The organism is Rhizobium aethiopicum (assembly GCF_900094625.1).
Classification (GTDB): domain Bacteria; phylum Pseudomonadota; class Alphaproteobacteria; order Rhizobiales; family Rhizobiaceae; genus Rhizobium; species Rhizobium aethiopicum.
The window spans coordinates 1-20,827 of record NZ_FMAJ01000026.1; the positions used below are offsets into that span (position 1 = coordinate 1).

The following is a 20,827-nucleotide window of genomic DNA, read 5'->3' on the forward strand; positions in this document are numbered from 1 at the left end:
GCCCGGTCGTCGGTCACCGTCGCATCGACGACGATCGAAGCCGCATCGTTGGCGCCGGTGATGGCGACGACGATGTTGTGGCTGGCCGTGCCGTCGAGCGAGCTGACGCTCAGCGTGTCACTGACGGCGTCGCCCTGATTGAGCGCCTGCGTCGCCGCCCGGTCATTGTCGAGCGTATAGGTCCAGCTGCCGGTGGCGGCATTGAAGCTGAAGCTGCCATAGATGCCGTCGAGCGAGGCCGGGGCGGCAAACACCGCCTCGCCGTCGTCGACATCGCTGACCGTCAGCTTGCCGGAGGCACTCGGATCGCCGCTGCCGGCCGCACCCGCCTCGACCGTTGCCCGGTCGTCGGTGACCGTCGCATCGACGACGATCGAAGCCGCATCGTTGGCGCCGGTGAGCGAAATCGTGACATTTGCCTCGCTCAGCGTGCCGTTGCCGAGCCGTATCGCGTAGACGAAACTATCTTTGAGGATTTCACCGGCAGACAGCGTGTTGATATCCGCGCCCGAGCCAGCGATGCCGCTTCCATCGCTAAGACGGTATTCGATCTTTCCATTGTTGATCCTGACCCAATTGCCGAGCAGGGTCTTCTCCCAGGCAGATGCCCCGTTCGCTCCGACATCTTTCGCAAGTAGCTCATAGTCGGTGGTAATTGGATTGCCGTCTCCATCGTCGACGGAGAACAGGGATTTGGCATTCCCGCCAAGATCATTCGACATCACGTCGAGGGTTATGGTTTTGGTGGCCGCATTGTAGAGCTGGAGACTGAGCAGCTGGTCTTCCGTCCAAATGTAAGAGTCATCCGTCGCCTGTGGCGTATTGGTGAAAGAAGTCGTGCTGCCACCGCCGCTGCTCTGCGTACCCATCAAAATACCCCCCACAATAGAAAATAAGTAAACCAGCATGGATTCAAGATTATAAAACCGGCAGCAAGCGCAGAATCGCACCGCCATGCCGATATTTTCGGGAACAACGCCCATTTTTCTTAAATCTAAACCGTAATACTCCCCATCCCTAATAAAGTGTTAACATATATACTTTGAAATGGAAGACGATTTTCTTGCGACGGTTAATTTCTTCCCGAATTCGCTGCGAGAGAGGCCTCTGTCAGCGCGGCACGCGCGCGCCGGCGATCGCCGACGCTGAAATCGCAGACCTGGATCCTAATGAGCAATGAGGTGCGACGGCGCGCGCGAGGTGTTGACGAAGCGTCAGGAACTTCAGAGCGTTTCCATTTTCAAGCGATCAGGTCAGCATCGTCTGAGTCGACGCCGATCATTTCATCGACATGTCATGAAACTTCTAGCCCCGGATCGGCTTTCTACCAACGAAGCCAAACAAGGAGCTCCAAATGTCCGGCGAAGCCGAAAACAATGCTAAAACCGCGATTGTTCCAGTTCAGAACGCGTCAGCAGCCGAACAAGCCGCTACCGCGTCCGTGCTCGAAGAGATGCAGAAAGCACTCCCGAAGACCCGCCAGCCGGAACAGACGGTCGCGCTGTTTTCCTGGGAACTCGATCCACAGGAAGTCGCCAAGCTGATCTCTGAGGCGATGACACTGCCGATGGTCTTGTGGTCGACGGGCATATCCCTGACCTATTCCCTGTGGCTGTCTTCGCTGCTTCCCGCGCGCTAGACGATCAGCACAATCAAGCCAAGCGCTCATTGCGCTTAGAATTCGGCCGACCGCGGCCGACCACCCCCAGCCCCTGCAACTCCCGCCTCTCCGCCCCTACCACAGAATATTGTGGAATGACGGGCGGAGAAGTGGCAAGCGGCTGCGCGGCGCCGCTCGTCTAGTCTCGCGCATTTGCATCATTCGTTGATGTCAGGCTCGACCACCCGGGCCAGATTGCGGAGCGACTCCTGCCAGCCGAGGTAGCAGGCTTCGGGCGGGATGAGGTCTGGCACGCCGGCCTGGGTGATGTCCACTTCGGTGCCGACCGAAACCTTTTTCAGGGCAACGGTGACTTCCATTTCGCCCGGCAGGTTCGGGTCTTCGAACTTGTCCGTATAGCGAATGCGTTCGCCCGGGACGAGCTCGCGAAACTCACCGCCGAAGGCGTGGCTGTTGCCGGTCGTGAAATTGCGGAAAGACATTCTGAACGTGCCGCCGACAGTCGGCTCCAGGTGATGCACGGTGCAGAGGAAGCCGTTCGGCGGCAGCCATTTGGCGAGCGCGTCTGCTTCGATGAAGGCGCGATAAACCTTCTCCGGGCTGGTCGCAAAAACGCGGTGCAGGCGTATGGTGCTTGGCATGGTCGTGATCCTTTTAAGGTGACGGAATGAACGAGCTAAGGACGGACAAGCCTTCGCCGACCCGACACGGAGCCAATCTTTTCTCTAAGAAAAATCGAACGAAGCCGAACGGCACCGCACCGCAGACACGTTTCGCGTCATGCTGCGGCCTGATTGCCAAGCGCGTTGAGCAGCAGGCGCGCGGCCTGCTTCGACGAGGCCGGGTTCTGTCCGGTGATCAGCGGCCCATCTTGGACGACATGCACGGCCCAGTCCACGGTCGCCGAAAACTTCGCCTCCTGTTCTCTCAGCACGTCTTCGAGCAGATAGGGCACGACCTCGACGAGTTGGACGGCGGCCTCCTCGGAATTGGTAAAGCCGGTCACCGTCCGACCCTTTGCGATCGGCCCGCCGTCTGGCGCCTTGACATTGGTCAGGATGCCCGGCGCGTGGCAGACGAGCGCCAGTGGCTTTCCCGCCGCGAGCGTCTCCTCGATCAACGCGTGCGCATTGCGGTCGTTCGTCAGGTCCCAAAGCGGGCCATGGCCGCCGGGGAAGAACACGGTGTCATAATCCGCCTGGTCGATGTCGGACAGCCTCAACGTGTTGGCGAGGGCATCCGTCGCGGCCGGGTCTCTTTCAAATCGCCTCGTGTCTTCCGTCTGAAACGCTGGCTCGTTGCTCTTAGGATCCAGTGGAGGCTGCCCCCCTTTTGGCGACGCCAGCACGACCTCGGCGCCGGCGTCGCGGAAGACGAAGTAAGGGGCCGCGAGCTCCTCGAGCCAGAAGCCGGTCTTCTTGCCGGTATTTCCCAGCTGATCATGCGATGTGAGAACCATGAGGACTTTCATTGCTCAGTTCCTTCGACCCGGCCGGAAGCCAAAGCCTCCCGCGTCCGGTTTAACGGTGAAATACTGGCTGCAATCTCATGCTGAATTGTGAGAAATCATAGATCGGCTGCACCCGCGAAACAAGCTTTGCGTTGCGTCACTGCCTGTGCGTTGTGGCGCTCGGCTGTATGAAGAAGAAAAATTTACCCATAGGCTCGATCACATCGCGTTGGCATCCGAAGGACTTGGAAAGTGAGCAAGCCGAATTACCAGGATATCGCCCGCCATGCCGGCGTCGGAACGGCGACGGTCGAGCGGGTCCTGAACGGACGCGGGGGCGTTCGCCCGGAACTGGTCGAGAAGGTCATATCCGCCGCGCGTCTCCTGGACTACCCGCGCAAGCTTCCCGACGCCCATCGCGGCCTGCTCAGGATCGAAGTGCTGATGGTCCGTCCGGAAACGAGCTTTTACCGTCGCCTCTCCCACGCCTTCGAAAGGATTGCGGCGACCCTTGATCCATTGGTCGTCGTGCACCGCAGCTTCACCGACGAGATGAACGCGGAGGCGATTGCCCGACGCATCCTCTCCACCGAGCTTTCCCGTGCCGGCTTGATCCTCGCCGTGCCAAGCAGCCCTTTGATCAGCGCCGCAGTGGAAAAGGTAAATTCGCAGGGTCTGCCGGTGGTCCACGTCGTCACCCGCGCTTCCGAGTGGGTCGGGGAATTCGTCGGCATCGACAACAATGCAGCCGGCCGGACGGCCGCGCTCTATATCAGTCGAATGGCCCTTCGGGCCGGGCCTGTCGTTGCGATCTGCCATCCGATCTATCAGGTGCATCGCGATCGGATCCGCGGCTTTTCGGACTATTTTCGCGATCATCCCGGCGCCTCCAATTTCGAATGGCTGGGATTGGGTGGCGATGATGAGCGCGCCAGCGCCGATCTGTTGTGGCAGGCCCTGGAGATCTATCCCGGCCTTGCCGGCCTCTACAATGCCGGCGGCGCCAATTCCGCCCTCATCGAAGTGCTTCGCCGGCATCCGCGCGGTCGCGACGTCTTCTACGTCGGGCATGAATTGACGGACTATACCCGCGCGGCGCTAAAGGACGGCATCATGGATGTCGTGCTGGATCAGGCGCCGGAAGCGCAGGCGCGGCGGGCGCTCGACCTCATCCTGCGCCGCATCGGCTTGACCGATATCAATCCGGACCAGGCACCCATCCGTTTCATTACCATCACCAAGGAAGCGCTTTGATCTAATCAGATCAAGGAAGGCTTCGGCGTTCGCAACTGCCCCTGCTACTTTCGCGTCGGGAGAAGATCCGCGCGAGGTGCTCTCCTTATCCGAACGAGTCTGGCCCGCGGAGGAGATGCAATGGATGATCTGAACTTCGGCAAGCGTAACAAGCGCGGCGATTGGGCGCCGAACCAGCCGGTCGAAACCGCGCCGCTTTTCGCCTTCCCGCCGCAACTGACGGCAATCCGGAAATGGCTGCCGCACTATTTCCTTCCCTGGAACCTGATGTTTGCGGCGTCTGCGCTCGCCTATTGGGCCTGGATCATTCCCCCGGTCGCCACCTTGCAGACCTTGAGCCTCGGCTGGATCGCCTGGCTTTACGCCGTCAACGCCATTTCGGTCCTCCTTTTCTACGGCGCCTTCGAACTGCATCTCTATGTGTTGAAGCGGCAGGAAAACCGGTTCAAGTACAATGGCAAGTTCCCCGCCGAACAGACGAACAGCGCCTTCTGGTTTCAAAGCCAGAACCCCGACAATATCCTGCGTACCTTCCTGTCGGGCGTGGTGATCTGGACCGCCGTCGAAATCGGTATGCTCTGGGCCTATGCCAACGGCTATGCACCGTGGCTCGGCTTCGCCGAAAATCCATGGATATTGGCGCTCGTCGCGCTCGTTGTTCCGGTCATTCACGAGTTCCACTTCTTCTGCATCCACCGGCTCATCCACACGCCGTTTCTCTATAAATGGGTGCATTCGGTCCACCACAATTCCGTCAACCCCTCGCCCTGGTCGTCGCTGTCGATGCATCCGGTCGAGCATCTGCTCTATTTCGGAACGGCGTTTTACCACCTGATCCTGCCCTCCAACCCGGTCATCATGCTCTATCAGCTGCACTATGCCGGCTTCGGGGCAATTCCCGGCCATGTCGGCTTCGACAAGGTCGAGGTCGGCAAGGACAGGCTGGTCGATAGCCACGCCTATGCGCATTACCTCCACCACAAGTACTTCGAGGTGAACTACGGCGACGCCCTGATCCCGCTCGATAAGTGGTTCGGCACCTGGCACGACGGCTCCCCTGAAGGCGAGGCGCAGATGCAGGAGCGCTACCGCAGGCGGAAGGAAAAACTCGCCGCCCGCAAGGCGCGCCTGGAAGCCGAAGGAGCCGCCGAATGACCTGGGTTTCAGCTGGCAAACTCGACGACATCGAACAGGAAGGCGCCATCCGCTTCGACCATGGCGGACGCACCTACGCGATCTACCGCGGCCCGGATGACAGCGTCTACTGCACGGCCGGGCTCTGCACACACGAGGCGATCCATCTCGCCGACGGACTGGTGATGGACTTCGAGGTCGAATGTCCGAAACATTCCGGCGCCTTCGACTATCGCACCGGCGAGGCACTGAGGCTACCGGCCTGCGAGAACCTGAAGACCTATTCGGCGCAGGTGGTCGACGGCGAGGTGCACGTGGCCCTCGGCTAGGGGGCCTCTCGGACAGGCCCGTCGGCCTTCCGCGAGGAGAGCGGTGACCCGCACACAAGGGAGGGTGACCTGAAATCAATCTGTATTTCGGAGAACAGGATGGACGGTATCGTCATCATCGGCGCGGGCGAGTGCGGAACGCGGGCGGCCTTTGCACTGCGCGAGGCGGGCTATCGCGGATCCGTGACGCTGGTCGGAGCCGAACCCCACCTGCCTTATGAGCGGCCGCCTCTGTCGAAACCGGTCGGCGACGCGGTACAGATGAAGCTGATCTGCGCGTCGGATACGCTGGCGGCAGCGGGCGTCACCTATCTGAACGGATTGTCAGCCGCCAGGCTGGATGCCGCCGCTGCTACCGTAACGTTAAGCGACGGTCGCCTATTACCTTACGAAAAGCTGCTTCTGGCCACGGGCGCACGGCCGAGGCGGCTTGCATGTGCGGGCGCAGCGCGCGCGCTCGACTTCCGCACCCACGCCGACGCCGAAGCGATCTTCTCCCATGTCGCGCCCGGCCAGAGCGTCGCGATTGTCGGCGCCGGTCTGATCGGGATGGAGCTCGCATCCGTGCTTCGCGGAAAGGGCGTCACGGTCTGCATCATCGAAGCCGCGCCGAAAGCTTTGGGCCGCGCCGTCCCTGCCCGCTTTGCGGACAAGCTGCATGCCCGGCATGCCGCCGAAGGTGTGCGCTTCCACCTCAATCGAAGCGTTGCGGCAATCGGCGAGGATGGTGTCGTTCTGAGCGATGGCAGCATCCTGCCCGCTGATCTCGTCGTCAGCGCCATCGGGGTCCAGCCTGAAATCGCCCTTGCGGAAGCATCGGGACTGGCGACAGGCAACGGAATCCTGACGGACGCATGTCTTCGCACCAGCGCGCCGAACATATTTGCCGCGGGCGATTGCGCCGCCGTGGCCCAACCAGGCGGAGGGCATATCCGCTACGAAAGCTGGCGCAACGCCAGAATGCAGGCCGAGACCGCGGCGCGCAACATGGCCGGCGCCGCCGAGATTTTTGCCGCCATTCCCTGGTTCTGGTCCGATCAGTACGAGCTTGGACTCCAGGTAGCAGGACAGCCGCAGCCCGCGCACCAGACCGTCCTGCGTTCGGCGGTGGAGGGAGAGCTCGAATTCTATCTCGACAATGGGCGATTGGTGGCCGCCGCGGGTCTTGGCATCGGCAATGGCCTGGCCAAGCATATCAAGCTTGCCGAGATGCTGATTGCCGCTTCTATCAGTCCCGAGCCTGCAACTTTGGCCGACCCGGACGTGAACCTCAAGACCCTTCTGAAAAGCGCGCGGGCCGCATGATGCAGAAGCTGCTGATCTTCCAGTCGCTCTGGGCCATGGAACGCCGGCACACGGACGGGTTCGAGCCCAGTCGGGACGACAATATCGCCGCGATCTCAGAAGCGGGCTTCGACGGCATCAGCGCGCATTACACCAATCGTGAGGATGTCATCCGCCTCGATCAGGCACTGCGGGGCACCGGCTTGAAGATCGAGGCGGTCTGCTTCCCCCGCTGTGTCGAGGATCTGCGTCTGCCGCTGGAACTTGCCGCGGCCTTTCCGGTCAGCCACATCAACCTGCAGCCCGATATCCGCCTCCGCCGCATCGAGGACTGCCTGCCGCTTCTCGATGGCTGGATGCGGCTCGCCGAAGATGCGGGTGTTCCGGTATTCATCGAAACCCATCGCGACAGGATGACAACGGACCTGTTCTTTACGCTGGATCTGCTCGATCGCCGTCCAGATCTGCCTTTGCTGGCCGATCTGTCGCATTTCCTGGTCGGTCGCGAATTCGCCTTTCCGGTCGATGAGGAAAATCACGCGCCCATCCGGCGCATCCTGCAGAATGCCCATGCCTTTCACGGCCGCGTCGCTTCGCGCGAACAGGTGCAGATCGAAATCTCCTTTCCGCACCACCGGCCCTGGGTCGATCTCTTCATGCAATGGTGGGAGTACGGCTTTCGCCATTGGCGATCACGCGCGGCCGATGACGCCGAGCTGGTCTTTACCTGCGAATTAGGCCCCAAACCCTATGCCATCACCGGCAGAGACGGCAACGATTCCACGGACCGATGGGCCGAATCTCTGGCGCTGCGCCAGATGGTGCGGGAGCTATGGGCTGCCATTGCCTGAGCCGGAGCGCACGAACAACCGAGCTGAAATTCGTTTTTCCGTCAGCCCTGCCGCGGCTTCTCGACGGCGGTAACCCCTCCCCAGATCAGTGCGGGGGGTCCATAGCCGCCAGCGTGTCGGGCAGAGGTTGGGGATTGTTAATCAGAATTGCCTAATGTATTTCTTGACGTGCACAAGTTGTGCGGCAGTTAAGTTGCTATAATGTCTGGTATGACGTCCTATTGGGGAGAGCCTCCGACATGCGGAAAATTCCTGCTGCCCGCTTGGCCCTCGGAAAAACGGAGGCAGTAGCTTCGAGCTTGATCGAGCGGCTTTTGTTCTTTGACCGCGATCTGAATCCCATCGAAAATCTGCTTGGCAATGCACTGCCGGCTTCTGTCAAGCCAGCCGCGTCCTTTTGGGAGCATTTTCCCGAGCTGGACAAATCGTCGATCATGCTCGCTTTCCGTTCACTGGATGACAACGCCCAGCCTTTGCGAATATCGGGCGACTTCGGCAGCCCTGGAACGCACGGCCTGACGATCTATCGCATCGGCGACCTGTTTGCCGTGGTCCGGTCCGAGGAAGACGTTGACGATGAGCGCGCAACCCTTTTGCATCTCGCCACCCATGATCCGCTGACCGGACTGCCGAACCGGCGCCAGTTCAGCGAGGACCTGACCTCGCTGTTAGGGGAAACCGCAGGCTCGAGCGAAACGCTCTCATTGATGCAACTCGACCTCGACGACTTCAAGCCGGTCAACGACACGCTCGGGCATGCGGCCGGCGACAAGCTTCTTCAATCGGCTGCAAGGCGTATTCAAGCCTGCCTCTCCGGCGACGACAGCGCCTATCGATTGGCCGGTGATGAATTCACGGTGATTTCCGTTGGCGCGGGCCATCCAGCCAAAGCGCATCGCTTGGCGGAAGATTTGGTTGCCGCCTTCAAAAAACCCTTCACGATAAACGGCATCGCAGTCTTTGTCGGCACCAGCATCGGCATATCCACGGCTCCATCGGACGGCACGAGTCCGGAGCAGCTTATGAAGGCATCCGACCTCGCGCTCTACACTGCCAAGAAAGAAGGGCGCGGCCGTGCAAAGGCCTTCGACCCGGCCATGCTTGAATTGCTGGAGCAACGGGAACTGCTGCGCCGCAGCCTGCGCATGGCCCTGGAACAAAAGCAATTCTTTGTCGAATACCAGCCCATTGCCGAGTGCGGCAGCATTGTCGGCTTCGAGGCATTGCTGAGATGGCACCACCCGCTGCTTGGAAAAATTCCCCCGGCTGCATTCATTCCGATGGCAGAGGCGGATGGAATGATGCCGGACATCGGCGCCTGGGTTTTGGAGCAGGCATGTCGTGAGGCGATGAAGTGGCCGGAGCACTACATCGTCGCCGTCAATTTGTCGGTGGCCGAATTCCTGACCAGCGGCCTCACCGACCGGATCTCCCAGACGCTGGACCTGGTCGGACTTCCACCCGAGCGCCTGGAGCTCGAAATAACCGAAAGCGTGCTGCTCGAGCGCACGGTCAACAACATCGACACCCTGAACACCCTCAACGTGTTAGGAATACGAATTTCACTTGACGATTTCGGCACCGAATATTCTTCTCTGAGCTATCTGAAGACTTTCCCTTTCGACACGATCAAGATCGACAAATATTTCATCACCGATCTCGAAACCGATCTGAAAAGCCAGGCAATCGTCCGCTGTGTCGTGAATCTCGCCCATGACCTGGACATGCAGGTGACAGCCGAGGGGGTTGAGACGCCGGGTCAGGCGGAATGGTTGCGCAGCGTCGGCTGCGACAGGCTTCAGGGCTATTTGGTAAGCAGGCCACTTGCGGTCGAAGCGATTGACGCATTTATTACCCGGGCGGAAGCATCCAAGAGCCACGCTCGACCATAACGCGACCGCCTTTTGCCGTGCTTGAACCGCATGCAATCTGACTCCAGACAAACGAATGGAGGGGATATTGGAAGAGGAAGCATCCCGCTTCGACGACCACGCATTTTCGCCGATGGTATCGCTGGAAATGAATGTTGCAGCATTCAAGTCTCAATGGCAGTTTTGCGACGAGATAACCGAATATCTTTCCGACATTCTTGGCCAGGGTCACACCGATCCCGCTCGCTACTCCAACTTTCTCTCTGTCGCTGCGAACGAGCTCGTCGAACTCGCCTTCCGTGCGACGGATGGGCGCGGAAGAATAAGTTTCAGTCTCTATCGCAGCGCGACGTTCAATCGGCTGAGAATTGCCTTTCCTTGCGAGGGAGAATTCAGCCGCAAATCCAGGAAGCCACGATCAGGTGAAAGACAGCCTGCTCTCGACGGCGGGTCCGCTCACCTGATCGCCAACTCTGATGGGGCGGTTTTGCTCAGCAATCTGGCGGCAATATTCGGCGCCGCGATCCGCGTCGAGCAAGACGGCGCGGACGGGATCGAAGTGATTGCGGATTTCCCCTCGGGCGAGGACTTCCGATGAGCCTTATTCCCCTGCCCTTCACTGTCCGGTCTGATCCGACAAATCAAGAGCTCGTGCTGTCCGGCAAGATGCGGCCAGAAAGCACCGCCGAGATCGCCGACGCTCTCGAGCTGGTGCGGCAAAGTCTGGAAAGATACAGCGGAGTGGTTTACCTCAATGTCAAACGCCTGACGCACATCAATATGACGGCCTTCGCCGCCCTGTCCGAGGTGCTGGCGGCAGGCTGCCGAACCAGGCCGGAACGGCAGATCAAGATCATTACGTCGAGCGTGATGGCGTGGTCTGCCTCGCTGTTCGAGACCTTGGCGGCATCGCAGCCGAACCTGTCGGTTGAAATCTACGATTCGGCCTTTTATCCCGGGCAAAGCTTCGTCGAGGACGAGAGCTTCATTCCCATTCTGCGCACGCAGACGAAAATGACGTGGAGGCACGAACGCGAGCTCTTGCCACGCCATGGACTGCGCAGCGGTGTTGTCATGGCGGATATCTGTTGCGGCATTGGTGATTTCGCTGGCCTGGTTCAGCGGGAATTCAAACCGACGCGCCTTGTCGCACTGGACCATTCCGTGCGTAGTCTCGACTATGCCCGCAAGGTCGCCGCCGACTTCGGTCTGGAGGGCATCGAGTACACCTATGGCGATGCTTCGCAGATGCTGCTTCGGGACAATCAATTCGATTTTGTGACCTGCCGACATTCGCTACAGATTTTCAACCGCCCCGAGATGCTTCTGCGGGAGCTTTATCGCATCTGCAAGCCCGGAGGCCGTGTCTACATCACGAACGAAAAGAATTCGCATTGCCTGGGAGAGCCGCATGCGGAATCAATAAGATGGACCTACGAGGAAGTCGCGAAATTGTTCAGGCACTTCGACATGGACGTGGAGATGGGACCGAAAAGCCGTCATCTCCTTCTCAACGCCGGATTCGAGGACATCATGGTCGACTGCTTCATGGTGACGAACCTTGACGGCGATCCCCAGGATTTCGCCGATATCATCGAAGCCTGGGAAAATGTCTATGCAGGCGAGATGGCGGTGCGCCGCGGCGACTCGCCGGATTTCATTCGCAGGTTCCGGCAAGGGTTCAAGGATCACGTCTTTGCTGCTCTTCACCCCAAAGGTTACGCAGGCTGGCCGATCTGGGCAGCCTCTGGTCGAAAGCCGCTGTAATGGATGGGGGATTAGCAAAAAGGCCGATGGGACTGGGCTCGTTTCGAGCGAAATTCATCCTGCTCGTCGGTGGAGCCGTTCTCTTCGACTTGCTGGTCAGCGGTGGCCTGGCTCTTTGGAATGTTCAGCGGCTGTCGCGTGACGCAACGCTCGAGGTCGGCCAGGGCCTTGAAGCCGCCAGCCAGGAATATATACGCACCTATGCGGATTCGACCGCAGCCCAGGTAAGCCTGCTCCTGCGGCAGGTTCACAACGACGTCGACACTTTGGCAGGCGTGCTCCAGGGGCAGATCGACAATCCTGCCCGCAATTCCGACGTCGGCGCGGCGATCGCCCGCACATCGCCGGGCAGCGTCAGTCTGTCCTACGATGAGAAGGGAAAATGGTCTCAGAACGCGCCCGGCTCCGCTTCCGTCGTGAGCGTCTGGAGCTACCTGCTCGGACAGGACCACCAGCCGACAGCCGATGTCAAGCGTGACATAGAGACAAGCGCGGTTCTCGACCTCGTTGCGCCGAGCCTGCTGGAGCACGGCGCTTCGAAGCTGCAAATGTATTACATCGGATCGAAGGAAAGGCCGATCTTCAGGACGGCGCCCTACACCGACCAGGCTCAGACCTTCGACCGCCTTTATCCCGGGCACAACGAGGCCGATTTCTGGGACTTCTTTTTTCCGGGGCTTTACGAGTCCTGGCAGGCCTGGGCCAAGGACGCAAAAACGCGACCGGTCGCGGACGAGATCACACAGACGGCTCCCTATACCGACGCCATCACCGGCAAGCTGATCGTCAGTTTCTTTCATCCGCTTTGGACCGCCGACAGGAAGGATGTCGCCGGCACAGCCGGCGCCGACATTACGCTCGACCAGCTCGCCCAGACGGTTGAAAATGTGAAAGTGGCCCAGTCCGGCTTCGGATTTCTGGCGATGTCCGACGGAAACGTGATCGCGATCAACAGCACAGGCGAAGAAACGCTGGGCCTTCGTTCCGCAAGCGGTGCGAGCGGAACCGGAGTGACCGGGCTGGAGCGTTCCTTGAAAGGGAGCTCCCAGCCTGCGATTGCGAAACTGGCTCTCGACCGGGAACAGGGCATTCAACATCTGCTGCTGCAGCGAGATGGCAACGAGGTCCCCTATCTCGTCACCGTAAAGAAACTGCCGGCGACCAATCTCTGGTCCAGCGGCCCGGTTCGACAAGAGGCGATGCTGCTGGGCGTGGTTGTGCCGGAGCGGGAAATCGATGCCTCCCTCTATGCCGCCCAGGCGAAAATCTCCGAGGCCACCAACCGGATCGTGATCTACCAGATCGTGGCGATCCTGATGTCGCTGATCATCGTGGCGATCGCCGTGTTTGCGGCATCGAAACGCATAACGAGCGGAATCAGCGCACTTGCGGGCGCCGCCAAGCGGATTCAGGCGCAGGACTATTCCGTCAGGGTGGCGATAACAAGCAAGGACGAGGTCGGTGCTGCCGGTGAAGCATTCAACCGGATGGCCGAACAGATCAGCTATCACACCGAAAATCTCGAGCAAATCGTCGAAGAACGAACGGCCCAGATCGAAGACCAGAAGGAAGAGATTTCGGCGCTGAACGCTCAGCTCCAGCGAGAAAATCGCCGTCTCGGAACAGAGCTCGCCGTCGCCGAGAGAATCCAGCTCATGGTTCTTCCGTTGCAAGAGGAGCTGGAGGAATTTCACGACATCGAGATCGCAGCTTATATGAGACCCGCGGAAGAAGTCGGCGGTGATTATTACGACGTATTGAAGAACGGGACGCGGCTGAAGATCGGCATCGGCGACGTCACCGGCCATGGGCTGGAAAGCGGCGTATTGATGCTGATGGTCCAGTCTGTCGCCCGCGCTCTTCAGGAGGCAGGAAACACCGACGCCGTCGAATTTCTGGCGAATCTAAACAGCGCCCTGTTCAAAAACATAGTGAGGACCAGAATAGACAAGCATCTCACCCTGGCCTTTCTCGATTATGACGGCAAGGAGATGATCTTGTCCGGGCAGCACGAGGAAATTGTCATTGTGAGGGCGAACGGTGAGATCCAACGCGTCGACACCATGGATCTGGGCATACCGATCGGGTTGGAAGCCGATATTTCTGCATTCATCAAAACCCGTAGAATAGCCTTCGAGAAAGGCGACCTCATACTCCTGCACACCGACGGCGTAACAGAGGCCGCAAACGACGCCGGAGAAATGTTCGGCATCGAACGTCTCTGCAGCGAAGCGCTGCGATTGAAGGGTCAGAGCGCCGACAATGTTGTTTCCGGAATTATCGCGACGCTGATGTTGTTTATCGGATCGCAGAAAATCTATGACGACATCACGCTTCTTGCAGTAAGGCATAGGTGAGGCATGATGACGCCCAAAATATACGGCATCGAATCTCTGACGGACATCAGCCTGGATGCCGGCGCTCGCCTGACATTGAGCGATGGGCCGCTTCAGCTTGGGTGGAAGCATTCGGGAATGACGTCGGACTTCATAGCGGAGATCATGGCGCTGCCCTATTCGCGTTCGAGGAAGGATTACCTGCAGGCGCACCATGACATCGGATACCTCAGCAACGAGCTGATCGAAAATGCCGTCAAATTCCGACAGCCCGGCGAAATCCTCATCGAAGCCGGCATGATCGACGGAAGCTTCTTGCTGAGGGTGAAGAATGCCATCGACAGCGCAACAGCCTCTCGCTTTCAAGCACTGCTGCATCGCCTCCAATCGGACGAACCCGGCGCGCTTCTTCTTGAGCAAATCGAAACCAACGCCATATCGCCAGAAAGCGGTTCCGGCTTGGGTTTACTCACCCTTCTGAGCGACTACGATGCGAGAATGGCATGGACATTCGAAGAGAATGATGACGAGCATATCATACTGACGACGACTGCAGCTGTGGCGATGCCCCCCTCCTCCAATCTGTGAGCGAAGAATGGAAATCAGCGACGAAAACTTCCGCGTATGGGCGGAAAAGAACGAAGTGTATTTCGATGGCGTCTTCCGTCTGGCAGGACCGGACGCCTACGCGCCGATTTATTCATTGATAACAGGCCTCCTCCACGAAGGACACAAACAGGTGACGTTCAACCTGACCGGCCTCGAGTTCCTCAATTCCTCCGGCATCAATCTCCTGGCGAAGCTGACGATCGAAGCGAGAAAAATGGGCGACCTCCTGCTCGTCATCAAAGGCACCAATCAACATCCGTGGCAGGCGAAGTCGCTTCCGAATTTGAAGAAGTTGCACCCGCTTCTCGATTTGCGGCTGGCGTAATTTGCGGCGAGTTGTAGGCGCGCCATACGTACGACCGCGGTAATGCCCACCCAATTGACTTCCCACGTCGACATCACCGCCGTGACGGAGACAGCAGCTTCGCGCTCACCAGCGATCCTGCGAGGCAGGCACCTCAGGTCGATCGGCCGAACAAAAGCAAGAGGCTTGCTTCGCCGCCCTCAATGACGTCTCTGTGTGGACGAAAGCCGGCAGACAACGAACAGCGAATGGCTACCTTGTTCGCTTTCGCATGACAGACGAAACAATTGAGGGTTCCGGAAAAAAGGGAAGGAACCACATCCTGCACATACGAGCGAAGCATTGCTTTACCAAGGCCCTGCCCCATGAACCTCTCGTCACCAATGAACAGGTCGATGGCCACCCCGTCATCTTCGCCTATCTCAGCCGCGAAGTCAGGATAATCTTGCAGTAAATAGCACTGTATTTTCCCGAAAGGCTCGCCCTGATAACAAGCCAAGTGGCAGCGAGTTGGATGGCTTGGACTAAGACGCGGCGAATATTTTTTCTCAACATCCGCAATTTCTACAGGCACCTTTTGATAGTGCGCGCGCATATGCGGTCGATTTAACCAATCACACAATCTGGGGAAATCCGTTTCGGTGAGCGGTCTGAAATCGATCATCCTATCACTCCTTTGGGCGATGACTGTTACCCCTACTTCGCTCGTCCGGCCAGGAAACTGCATGCTGCACAGCAGCACGATCTCACCCGTCCGGATGATTGCAATCACTGGTCCGGTCTGTAGCTTAGAGCAGGTTTCCGACGACGGCACGCGAGATGTCGTCGATTTCGGGCTCGATCTTTCGCGACGAGATCATGCCCGAGCAAGAGATGTGGCTGGTTAAAGGAACTTTCATGGCTGGAGCAGCCTTGATCGATCCGATAGGCTCCATGTCATTGGATGATGTTTGAGGGGTAACGACATGCACAGAACAATAGCAGTCGGCCTGGCCGGCTTGATCGCAATATACTTTCTCGGCGGCATGAGCGCGAGACAGGAGATCTTTCCTTGGCCACAACTTTCTGCGCTGAAGAAAATGGTTGGCGGAGAGAAGCCGGCGGCTCCGAGCCGTTATACTTTCGACGACAAGGAACGCCTCGTCGGGGATGAATCGAAAACGCTTGTGACCTGCCCGACGCAAACTGATCGAACTGCTGTCTTACTCATTCTTGGCCAATCGAACGCCGCCAACTACGGTGGACAACGGCACAGGTCAAATCATGGCGCTCGCGTCGTCAACGCCTTTGACAAACGGTGCTTCATCGCGGCGTCGCCGCTTCTTGGATCGACCAATACCAGGGGAGAGTACTGGACGCTTCTGGGGAACAAACTGATCGATTCGGGACAAAATGACAGCGTCGTCCTCGCACCTCTTGCATATTCGGGGTCTGAGGTCGCACGATGGGCGGCAGGCGGCGACTTCAATCCTGTGCTGGTCGATGCAATGAAAAAGCTGCAGGAATCCGGTTATCGGGTAACGAGCGTCCTCTGGGTGCAAGGAGAGGCGGATCTGGTTATCGGCACCACTGCGGAGGCCTATCGGGAGCGTTTCATGTCGATGGTTGACACAATGCGTCAGCACGGCGTCGAAGCACCCGTCTACATTTCGATCGCATCGAAATGCCTCGAACCGAGCAACGGCGGCTTCAAGGAGCATATTCCAGAGAATGCGGTCGTACAGGCACAACTGGCGCTGGCAAAAAGCGGCAACGGTATTCGACAGGGCGTGAATTCCGACGCGTTGCTCGATGGCGATGACCGGTACGACGATTGCCATTTCGGGGCTACAGGCGGAGAGAAAGCGGCGCAAGCCTGGCTGAACCTTCTGCGCAGCGATAGCGGCCTGGAAAGCTCGCGATAGTCTTCCCTGAACCGGTTTTTGCGCCTTCGCGAGCGTCGACCATCACCGCCGCTCGCACGCCGCGTCCCGAAGGCTTAGGACCATAGCCGGTCCCACGAACAGGACCTCAGTCCGATGTGCAACGGCCGATAGCACTCTATCCTCCAAGTCAGGTTACGTCGTGCAGTTGCATGGCACCTGATGGTCTCATTCGGAGGAAAACGATGCGGATAGCAACCTTAGCATCCCTGGCCGTGCTTTCACTGACGCTCGCAGCAAGCCCGGCAACGATTGTCGGACTCGACATGACCGCCCTTGCAAAGGACGGTGGAAACGGTGGCGGCAATGGGGGCGGCAACGGCGGCGGCAATGGCGGCGGCAACGGAAACGGTGGCGGCCAGAACAGCGGTTCAAACCATGGCAGCTCCAAATCGTCCGGCGTGAAAGGCAAATCGTCGGAGGCTGGAAGCAAGTCCAAATCCAAGAAGACGGACAAGGCAGCAGCCGGCACGAAAGAGAAGAACCTGTCGGCGCAACTTGCCGGCCTGAACTCCCTGAAGCGGAATTATCGGGCGCTGATGAATACATCGGACCCACGCATGGCCGCCATCTCGGCCTACGCCGTGGCTTATGCCCAGTATGAACTCGACAACGGTATCGAGCCTGCGGCCGATGATCCCCTGCTGGGCGACCAGGCGCTGGAGGATGCCTTGGCTTCCGCAACGAAGACCGGTGAGGTCAGCCCGGCGGTCCTGGATGAAGCCAAGACCATTCTCGGGGTCGGCGATGCCGACGGCAAGATCGACCAGATCCGCACCTCGCTGGAAAACGCCGCGTCGGCGGCGCCAGACGAATAGCCACGGGTGAGGTGCGTGCGGTGCGAAGCTGAGTCTGGTAGGGCTTCGCACCAAACTAGGAGAGCATTTCCGTTTTGTTTGAGTACCGGAAATGCTCTATTTTTTTCTAAATTTCCCGGCGGTTTTCGGCCTTTATGCCTCGGCCAGCTCAGCGTTCAGATCGGCAAAGGCCTCTTTCACATAATCAGCGAACGGCCTGCCGCCCTGCTCTTCCGCCCAGCGGTCGGCAGCAAGGCGCAACGCGCCGACAGACACCATAACCACTACGCGTACCGGCTTGCTTCGCGCCGGTTGCGGCGAGATTTCGCACAGCACCTCGAACCTCGCCTGTTGGAGCAGCGCTGCGGCGGGTGCTTCGAGGCTCCGCCCTTTAGGCCAACCGGTCGCTTACGAAGCTGGTCCAGGATCACCCTTTCCGCAGCATCGACGCCAACCGATCAGCTCCTCTCGTCCGCCTAAGGCTGCCCCTGGAGCCGATCGCCACCGTCATCTCCTGTTTCAGATCTTCGACCGAGAAAGGCTTACCGACCACCGGACAGCCGGCATATTCCTCCGGCAAGCTGCCTTTTCCGTAGCCGGTGCTGAACATGAACGGTATTCCCCGTTCGCGCAAAATTTCGGCGACAGGAAAACTCGGCTGACCGGCCAGGTTGACATCGAGAACAGCCAGATCGAATTCGCTGCCTGCGGCGGCTGCGCATGCTTCAGGCAGCCGCGCCACCGATGCCGCGATGCTGCAGCCGAGATCCTCGAGCATGTCCTCTATCATCAGCGCTACGACGCCCTCATCCTCGACGACAAGAACCTTAAGATCGGAAAACTCAATCATCTGCTGACCCGCAACGGGATCGAGATCCTGCAGATGACACCCGCAGGCTCGAAGGCGAGATCGATTGTGCCGCCGAGATCCCGCTCGATGCAGCGCTCCATCAGGCGGCTGCCGATGCCCCGCCGCATAGGTGCTTGTACTCTCGGACCTCCCTGCTCCTGCCAATGGAGAAGCAACTCCCGTTCGGACCCGGTTTCATCAGCGAGGCGCCAGTGCAGCGAAAGCGTACCTGCATCCGATGACAAGGCTCCGTATTTGAGTGCGTTCGTTGCGAGTTCGTTGAGAACAACCGTCAGGCTGAGAGCGGTTTGGGGCTCGATATCCGCCGAAGCCCCGCTGATCGTCACCCTGCTCGCAGCCTCGTCCAGAAGCGGCGTCAGCACCTCGCGAGCAAGGCTATCCAGAGGAGTGTCCTTCCACTGCCGCTTCGTCAGCAGATCATGGGCGCGCGAAAGAGCCAGCACACGCGCTTCGAACCGCTGCCGAAAATCGTCCAGATCGCTGGAATACCTTGCCGTTTGCCCCGCCAGCGACTGCACGGTCACAAGCGTGTTTTTGACGCGGTGATTAAGCTCATCGATCAGCAGCTTCTGCCGGCTCTCGGCATCCTTGCGCTCGGTAATGTCGACAAGCATGTTTATCGCCCCGATAAGCTTTCCGTCGGCATCGTGAAGGGGCGTCGGATAGGGAATGAACGGAACCCGGCTGCCGTCGGGACGTTCGGCGATGGCTTCGGCCCCGCGGACCGGGCGGTCTTCCTTGAGGGCGATGGCCATCGGGCACTGGTCATGCGGCAGAGGCGTTCCATCGGTATTGTATAGACGCCAGGTAACGCACCACATGTCGCCGGGTTGGGGTACACGGCCGGACATCTCGATTGCCGCCTTGTTGTAGAAGGTGATGCGGCCTTCAGCGTCTGTCGTATAGACGGCCGCCGGCAGAGCTTCCAAAAGGTCGCGCATGCGCTGTTCGCTCGCTCGGATCTGATCCTCCATCTGCTTTGCCGCAGTGACGTCCTGGATCACCCGAACGCCATAGCGGAAGTGACCGGATTCATCCCGCACGGACGAGCTGTGAATATCAAGGTAGATGGTCTGCCCATCCGGCGTCACCGAACGTTTGCGCAACGCATAGCTGTCCAACTCGCCACGCACCTGGCGCTCATAGAGCGCGCCATCCTCGGCGCGATCGCTTTCATGCGTGTAATCGAAGAAGCTCATGCTGAGAAGTTCCTCGCGCGAGCGCTTCAACATCTCGCAGAGGGCGTCGTTCACCCGCAGAAGCCGGCCCCCGGCATCGGCTTCCGCGATCCCGATCGTCGCAGCATTATATGTTGCCGCCAGCCGCTCCTCGCTTTCGCGGCGCGCGCTTTCGGCCTCGTGAAGATCGGTCACATCGGTCGTGAAGCAGCGGGTACTGACGAATTTGCCGTCCTGAAGGCGGCTGTTCGAGGTAATCAGCACATGCTTGATCGACCCGTCCTTTGCCCGCAGCCGCGCCGGATAGCGGTCCAGCTTCTCGCCGCATGACAATCTCTGAAGGATATCTCCGATGACAGGCGCATCGGCGTGAAACTCGGCAATGTGGCGGCCGACATATTCGTCGGCGCTATAGCCGAGCAGAGCAAGCTCAGCCTTGTTGGCGCGGCGGATGATGCCGTCGCCGCTAACGATATGAAGGCCAACAGCGCTGTTTTCGAAAAAGTCCTCGAGCTCTCCGATCTTGCGGCGCACCTCTTCCTCGGCCGCTTTATGCGCCGAGATGTCCTGGAAGCAATTGATCGCGCCCTGAATATTTCCCTGGTGATCTCTGAGCGCGCGAATGTTCACCAGTGCAGGAAAACGAAAACCATCCGGCCGCTCGATGATGACTTCGGCATTGTGCGCCGGCGTGCCCAGCGAAACGGCCGCCGCCATCGGGCAATCGCCGTGCGGCAAGGGCGTGCCGTCGGGCAGAAAAAGGCGGTAAGATCCGCAGAAACGGTCATGCTTCTGATCGAGCGCCGGCGCGCGCCCCCAAAGCTCGGCAGCCTCGGAGTTGTAGCGCACCAGCCAGCCTTCATGGTCGCAGACGTAGACGGCGCCGGGCATGGCATCGAGCACGCTCGGCGCCAGACTGAGAAGCGCCTCGAATTCGCTCAGCTTTCGTGAGGCGGCCGCAGGGAATTCTTCTACATTCGACATCAAACGTCCTAACTCAATGCCTCCGCCAGCCTTCAGCTATCGCAGACGGGAACAGCAGCGGGATATTGAGAGTCCGCCCTGCATGACTCCACAACGGGTCAACAGCCACAAACGCCTGACTCGCGGATTGGTTTCAACGACTGGCGAAGATTTGTTCGGCGTGGCTCCTACAGCCCACGGCAGCCAGGCCGCGCCGCCGACGTGATCGGCCTCCGAAATCACTTCCGGCCGGAGCCGCCGGCGGACTGGTCGCCTGCGGCTCGGA

Annotated in this window: 21 protein-coding genes; 14 read left to right on the forward strand and 7 right to left on the reverse strand. The window is 59.3% G+C overall.

The genetic code is table 11. The features are described from left to right. Positions 1 to 869, reverse strand: an 869-nt coding sequence (locus tag GA0061105_RS29260) for a VCBS domain-containing protein (protein WP_208601712.1), incomplete at its 3' end; no start/stop codon positions are given. Between the two features lie 485 nt (positions 870 to 1,354). Between GA0061105_RS29260 and GA0061105_RS29265 the strand changes: the two genes are divergently transcribed. Continuing rightward, positions 1,355 to 1,639, forward strand: coding sequence for a hypothetical protein (locus GA0061105_RS29265; RefSeq protein WP_141130246.1), 285 nt, complete (start codon positions 1,355 to 1,357; stop codon positions 1,637 to 1,639). A 179-nt stretch (positions 1,640 to 1,818) separates the two neighbouring features. On the opposite strand, the gene GA0061105_RS29270 is transcribed toward GA0061105_RS29265, so the two are convergent. Next, complete coding sequence (locus GA0061105_RS29270; RefSeq protein ID WP_092754628.1) at positions 1,819 to 2,262, reverse strand: SRPBCC family protein; 444 nt, start codon at positions 2,260 to 2,262, stop codon at positions 1,819 to 1,821. 137 nt (positions 2,263 to 2,399) lie between these two features. Continuing rightward, a complete protein-coding gene (locus GA0061105_RS29275) occupies positions 2,400 to 3,092 on the reverse strand; it encodes a type 1 glutamine amidotransferase domain-containing protein (protein ID WP_092754631.1) in 693 nt (230 codons plus the stop codon). Positions 3,093 to 3,323: 231 nt separating this feature from the next. Between GA0061105_RS29275 and GA0061105_RS29280 the strand changes: the two genes are divergently transcribed. The 11 genes from GA0061105_RS29280 to GA0061105_RS29330 all read left to right on the forward strand — a co-directional run bounded on the left by GA0061105_RS29280 (position 3,324) and on the right by GA0061105_RS29330 (position 14,831). Then, positions 3,324 to 4,325: a LacI family DNA-binding transcriptional regulator gene (locus tag GA0061105_RS29280; protein WP_092754634.1), complete on the forward strand. Its 1,002-nt coding sequence runs from the start codon at positions 3,324 to 3,326 to the stop codon at positions 4,323 to 4,325. A gap of 120 nt (positions 4,326 to 4,445) precedes the next feature. Continuing rightward, entirely contained in the window at positions 4,446 to 5,480 is a 1,035-nt protein-coding gene (locus tag GA0061105_RS29285) for a sterol desaturase family protein (protein ID WP_092754637.1), read from the forward strand. After that, positions 5,477 to 5,788 (forward strand): MocE family 2Fe-2S type ferredoxin, encoded by a 312-nt coding sequence (locus GA0061105_RS29290; RefSeq protein ID WP_092754640.1) that lies wholly within the window; start codon positions 5,477 to 5,479, stop codon positions 5,786 to 5,788. The genes GA0061105_RS29285 and GA0061105_RS29290 overlap by 4 nt, the downstream gene beginning before the upstream one ends. Positions 5,789 to 5,887: 99 nt before the next feature. Continuing rightward, positions 5,888 to 7,093 carry an NAD(P)/FAD-dependent oxidoreductase gene (locus GA0061105_RS29295; RefSeq protein WP_092754643.1) on the forward strand — a complete coding sequence of 402 codons (1,206 nt, stop codon included), beginning with the start codon at positions 5,888 to 5,890 and terminating at the stop codon, positions 7,091 to 7,093. Then, positions 7,090 to 7,923: a sugar phosphate isomerase/epimerase family protein gene (locus tag GA0061105_RS29300; RefSeq protein ID WP_167358596.1), complete on the forward strand. Its 834-nt coding sequence runs from the start codon at positions 7,090 to 7,092 to the stop codon at positions 7,921 to 7,923. Before GA0061105_RS29295 ends, GA0061105_RS29300 begins: the two co-directional genes overlap by 4 nt. A gap of 239 nt (positions 7,924 to 8,162) precedes the next feature. Continuing rightward, a complete protein-coding gene (locus GA0061105_RS29305; RefSeq protein WP_092754646.1) occupies positions 8,163 to 9,815 on the forward strand; it encodes a putative bifunctional diguanylate cyclase/phosphodiesterase in 1,653 nt (550 codons plus the stop codon). Between the two features lie 67 nt (positions 9,816 to 9,882). Continuing rightward, positions 9,883 to 10,392 carry a hypothetical protein gene (locus GA0061105_RS29310; protein WP_092754649.1) on the forward strand — a complete coding sequence of 170 codons (510 nt, stop codon included), beginning with the start codon at positions 9,883 to 9,885 and terminating at the stop codon, positions 10,390 to 10,392. After that, positions 10,389 to 11,561, forward strand: a complete 1,173-nt coding sequence (locus tag GA0061105_RS29315; protein ID WP_064694505.1) for a class I SAM-dependent methyltransferase — start codon at positions 10,389 to 10,391, stop codon at positions 11,559 to 11,561. Before GA0061105_RS29310 ends, GA0061105_RS29315 begins: the two co-directional genes overlap by 4 nt. After that, complete coding sequence (locus tag GA0061105_RS29320; RefSeq protein ID WP_092754652.1) at positions 11,561 to 13,918, forward strand: SpoIIE family protein phosphatase; 2,358 nt, start codon at positions 11,561 to 11,563, stop codon at positions 13,916 to 13,918. The genes GA0061105_RS29315 and GA0061105_RS29320 overlap by 1 nt, the downstream gene beginning before the upstream one ends. Before the next feature lie 6 nt (positions 13,919 to 13,924). Beyond that, positions 13,925 to 14,485, forward strand: coding sequence for a slr1658 superfamily regulator (locus GA0061105_RS29325; RefSeq protein ID WP_092754708.1), 561 nt, complete (start codon positions 13,925 to 13,927; stop codon positions 14,483 to 14,485). A 7-nt stretch (positions 14,486 to 14,492) separates the two neighbouring features. Then, entirely contained in the window at positions 14,493 to 14,831 is a 339-nt protein-coding gene (locus GA0061105_RS29330) for a slr1659 superfamily regulator (protein WP_064694507.1), read from the forward strand. Positions 14,832 to 14,964: 133 nt separating this feature from the next. Here the strand turns inward: GA0061105_RS29330 and GA0061105_RS29335 are convergent, their stop codons facing one another. Further along, entirely contained in the window at positions 14,965 to 15,474 is a 510-nt protein-coding gene (locus GA0061105_RS29335) for a GNAT family N-acetyltransferase (protein WP_092754711.1), read from the reverse strand. 301 nt (positions 15,475 to 15,775) lie between these two features. On the opposite strand from GA0061105_RS29335, the gene GA0061105_RS29340 reads away from it, so the two are divergent. After that, positions 15,776 to 16,714, forward strand: coding sequence for a sialate O-acetylesterase (locus tag GA0061105_RS29340; RefSeq protein WP_092754655.1), 939 nt, complete (start codon positions 15,776 to 15,778; stop codon positions 16,712 to 16,714). 203 nt (positions 16,715 to 16,917) lie between these two features. Next, the gene (locus GA0061105_RS29345; RefSeq protein WP_092754658.1) at positions 16,918 to 17,550 is read left to right on the forward strand and encodes a hypothetical protein; all 633 of its coding nucleotides are present in this window, start codon (positions 16,918 to 16,920) and stop codon (positions 17,548 to 17,550) included. A 132-nt stretch (positions 17,551 to 17,682) separates the two neighbouring features. Here the strand turns inward: GA0061105_RS29345 and GA0061105_RS32600 are convergent, their stop codons facing one another. The 3 genes from GA0061105_RS32600 to GA0061105_RS29355 form a co-directional block, all read right to left on the reverse strand. Beyond that, the gene (locus tag GA0061105_RS32600) at positions 17,683 to 17,865 is read right to left on the reverse strand and encodes a hypothetical protein (protein ID WP_141130247.1); all 183 of its coding nucleotides are present in this window, start codon (positions 17,863 to 17,865) and stop codon (positions 17,683 to 17,685) included. A gap of 91 nt (positions 17,866 to 17,956) precedes the next feature. After that, positions 17,957 to 18,379 (reverse strand): response regulator, encoded by a 423-nt coding sequence (locus tag GA0061105_RS29350; RefSeq protein ID WP_092754660.1) that lies wholly within the window; start codon positions 18,377 to 18,379, stop codon positions 17,957 to 17,959. Beyond that, positions 18,376 to 20,562, reverse strand: coding sequence for a PAS domain-containing sensor histidine kinase (locus GA0061105_RS29355; RefSeq protein WP_092754663.1), 2,187 nt, complete (start codon positions 20,560 to 20,562; stop codon positions 18,376 to 18,378). The genes GA0061105_RS29350 and GA0061105_RS29355 overlap by 4 nt, the downstream gene beginning before the upstream one ends. Positions 20,563 to 20,827 lie beyond the last annotated feature (265 nt).

Coding starts and splice junctions, on each gene's coding strand:
- GA0061105_RS29290 (WP_092754640.1), top strand. CDS start 5,477: ATGACCTGGGTTTCAGCTGGCAAACTCGACGACATCGAACAGGAAGGC.
- GA0061105_RS29295 (WP_092754643.1), top strand. CDS start 5,888: ATGGACGGTATCGTCATCATCGGCGCGGGCGAGTGCGGAACGCGGGCG.
- GA0061105_RS29285 (WP_092754637.1), top strand. CDS start 4,446: ATGGATGATCTGAACTTCGGCAAGCGTAACAAGCGCGGCGATTGGGCG.
- GA0061105_RS29345 (WP_092754658.1), top strand. CDS start 16,918: ATGCGGATAGCAACCTTAGCATCCCTGGCCGTGCTTTCACTGACGCTC.
- GA0061105_RS29335 (WP_092754711.1), bottom strand. CDS start 15,474: ATGATCGATTTCAGACCGCTCACCGAAACGGATTTCCCCAGATTGTGT.
- GA0061105_RS29300 (WP_167358596.1), top strand. CDS start 7,090: ATGATGCAGAAGCTGCTGATCTTCCAGTCGCTCTGGGCCATGGAACGC.
- GA0061105_RS29330 (WP_064694507.1), top strand. CDS start 14,493: ATGGAAATCAGCGACGAAAACTTCCGCGTATGGGCGGAAAAGAACGAA.
- GA0061105_RS29340 (WP_092754655.1), top strand. CDS start 15,776: ATGCACAGAACAATAGCAGTCGGCCTGGCCGGCTTGATCGCAATATAC.
- GA0061105_RS29270 (WP_092754628.1), bottom strand. CDS start 2,262: ATGCCAAGCACCATACGCCTGCACCGCGTTTTTGCGACCAGCCCGGAG.
- GA0061105_RS29325 (WP_092754708.1), top strand. CDS start 13,925: ATGACGCCCAAAATATACGGCATCGAATCTCTGACGGACATCAGCCTG.
- GA0061105_RS29355 (WP_092754663.1), bottom strand. CDS start 20,562: ATGTCGAATGTAGAAGAATTCCCTGCGGCCGCCTCACGAAAGCTGAGC.
- GA0061105_RS29305 (WP_092754646.1), top strand. CDS start 8,163: ATGCGGAAAATTCCTGCTGCCCGCTTGGCCCTCGGAAAAACGGAGGCA.
- GA0061105_RS29275 (WP_092754631.1), bottom strand. CDS start 3,092: ATGAAAGTCCTCATGGTTCTCACATCGCATGATCAGCTGGGAAATACC.
- GA0061105_RS29315 (WP_064694505.1), top strand. CDS start 10,389: ATGAGCCTTATTCCCCTGCCCTTCACTGTCCGGTCTGATCCGACAAAT.
- GA0061105_RS29320 (WP_092754652.1), top strand. CDS start 11,561: ATGGATGGGGGATTAGCAAAAAGGCCGATGGGACTGGGCTCGTTTCGA.
- GA0061105_RS29265 (WP_141130246.1), top strand. CDS start 1,355: ATGTCCGGCGAAGCCGAAAACAATGCTAAAACCGCGATTGTTCCAGTT.
- GA0061105_RS29350 (WP_092754660.1), bottom strand. CDS start 18,379: ATGATTGAGTTTTCCGATCTTAAGGTTCTTGTCGTCGAGGATGAGGGC.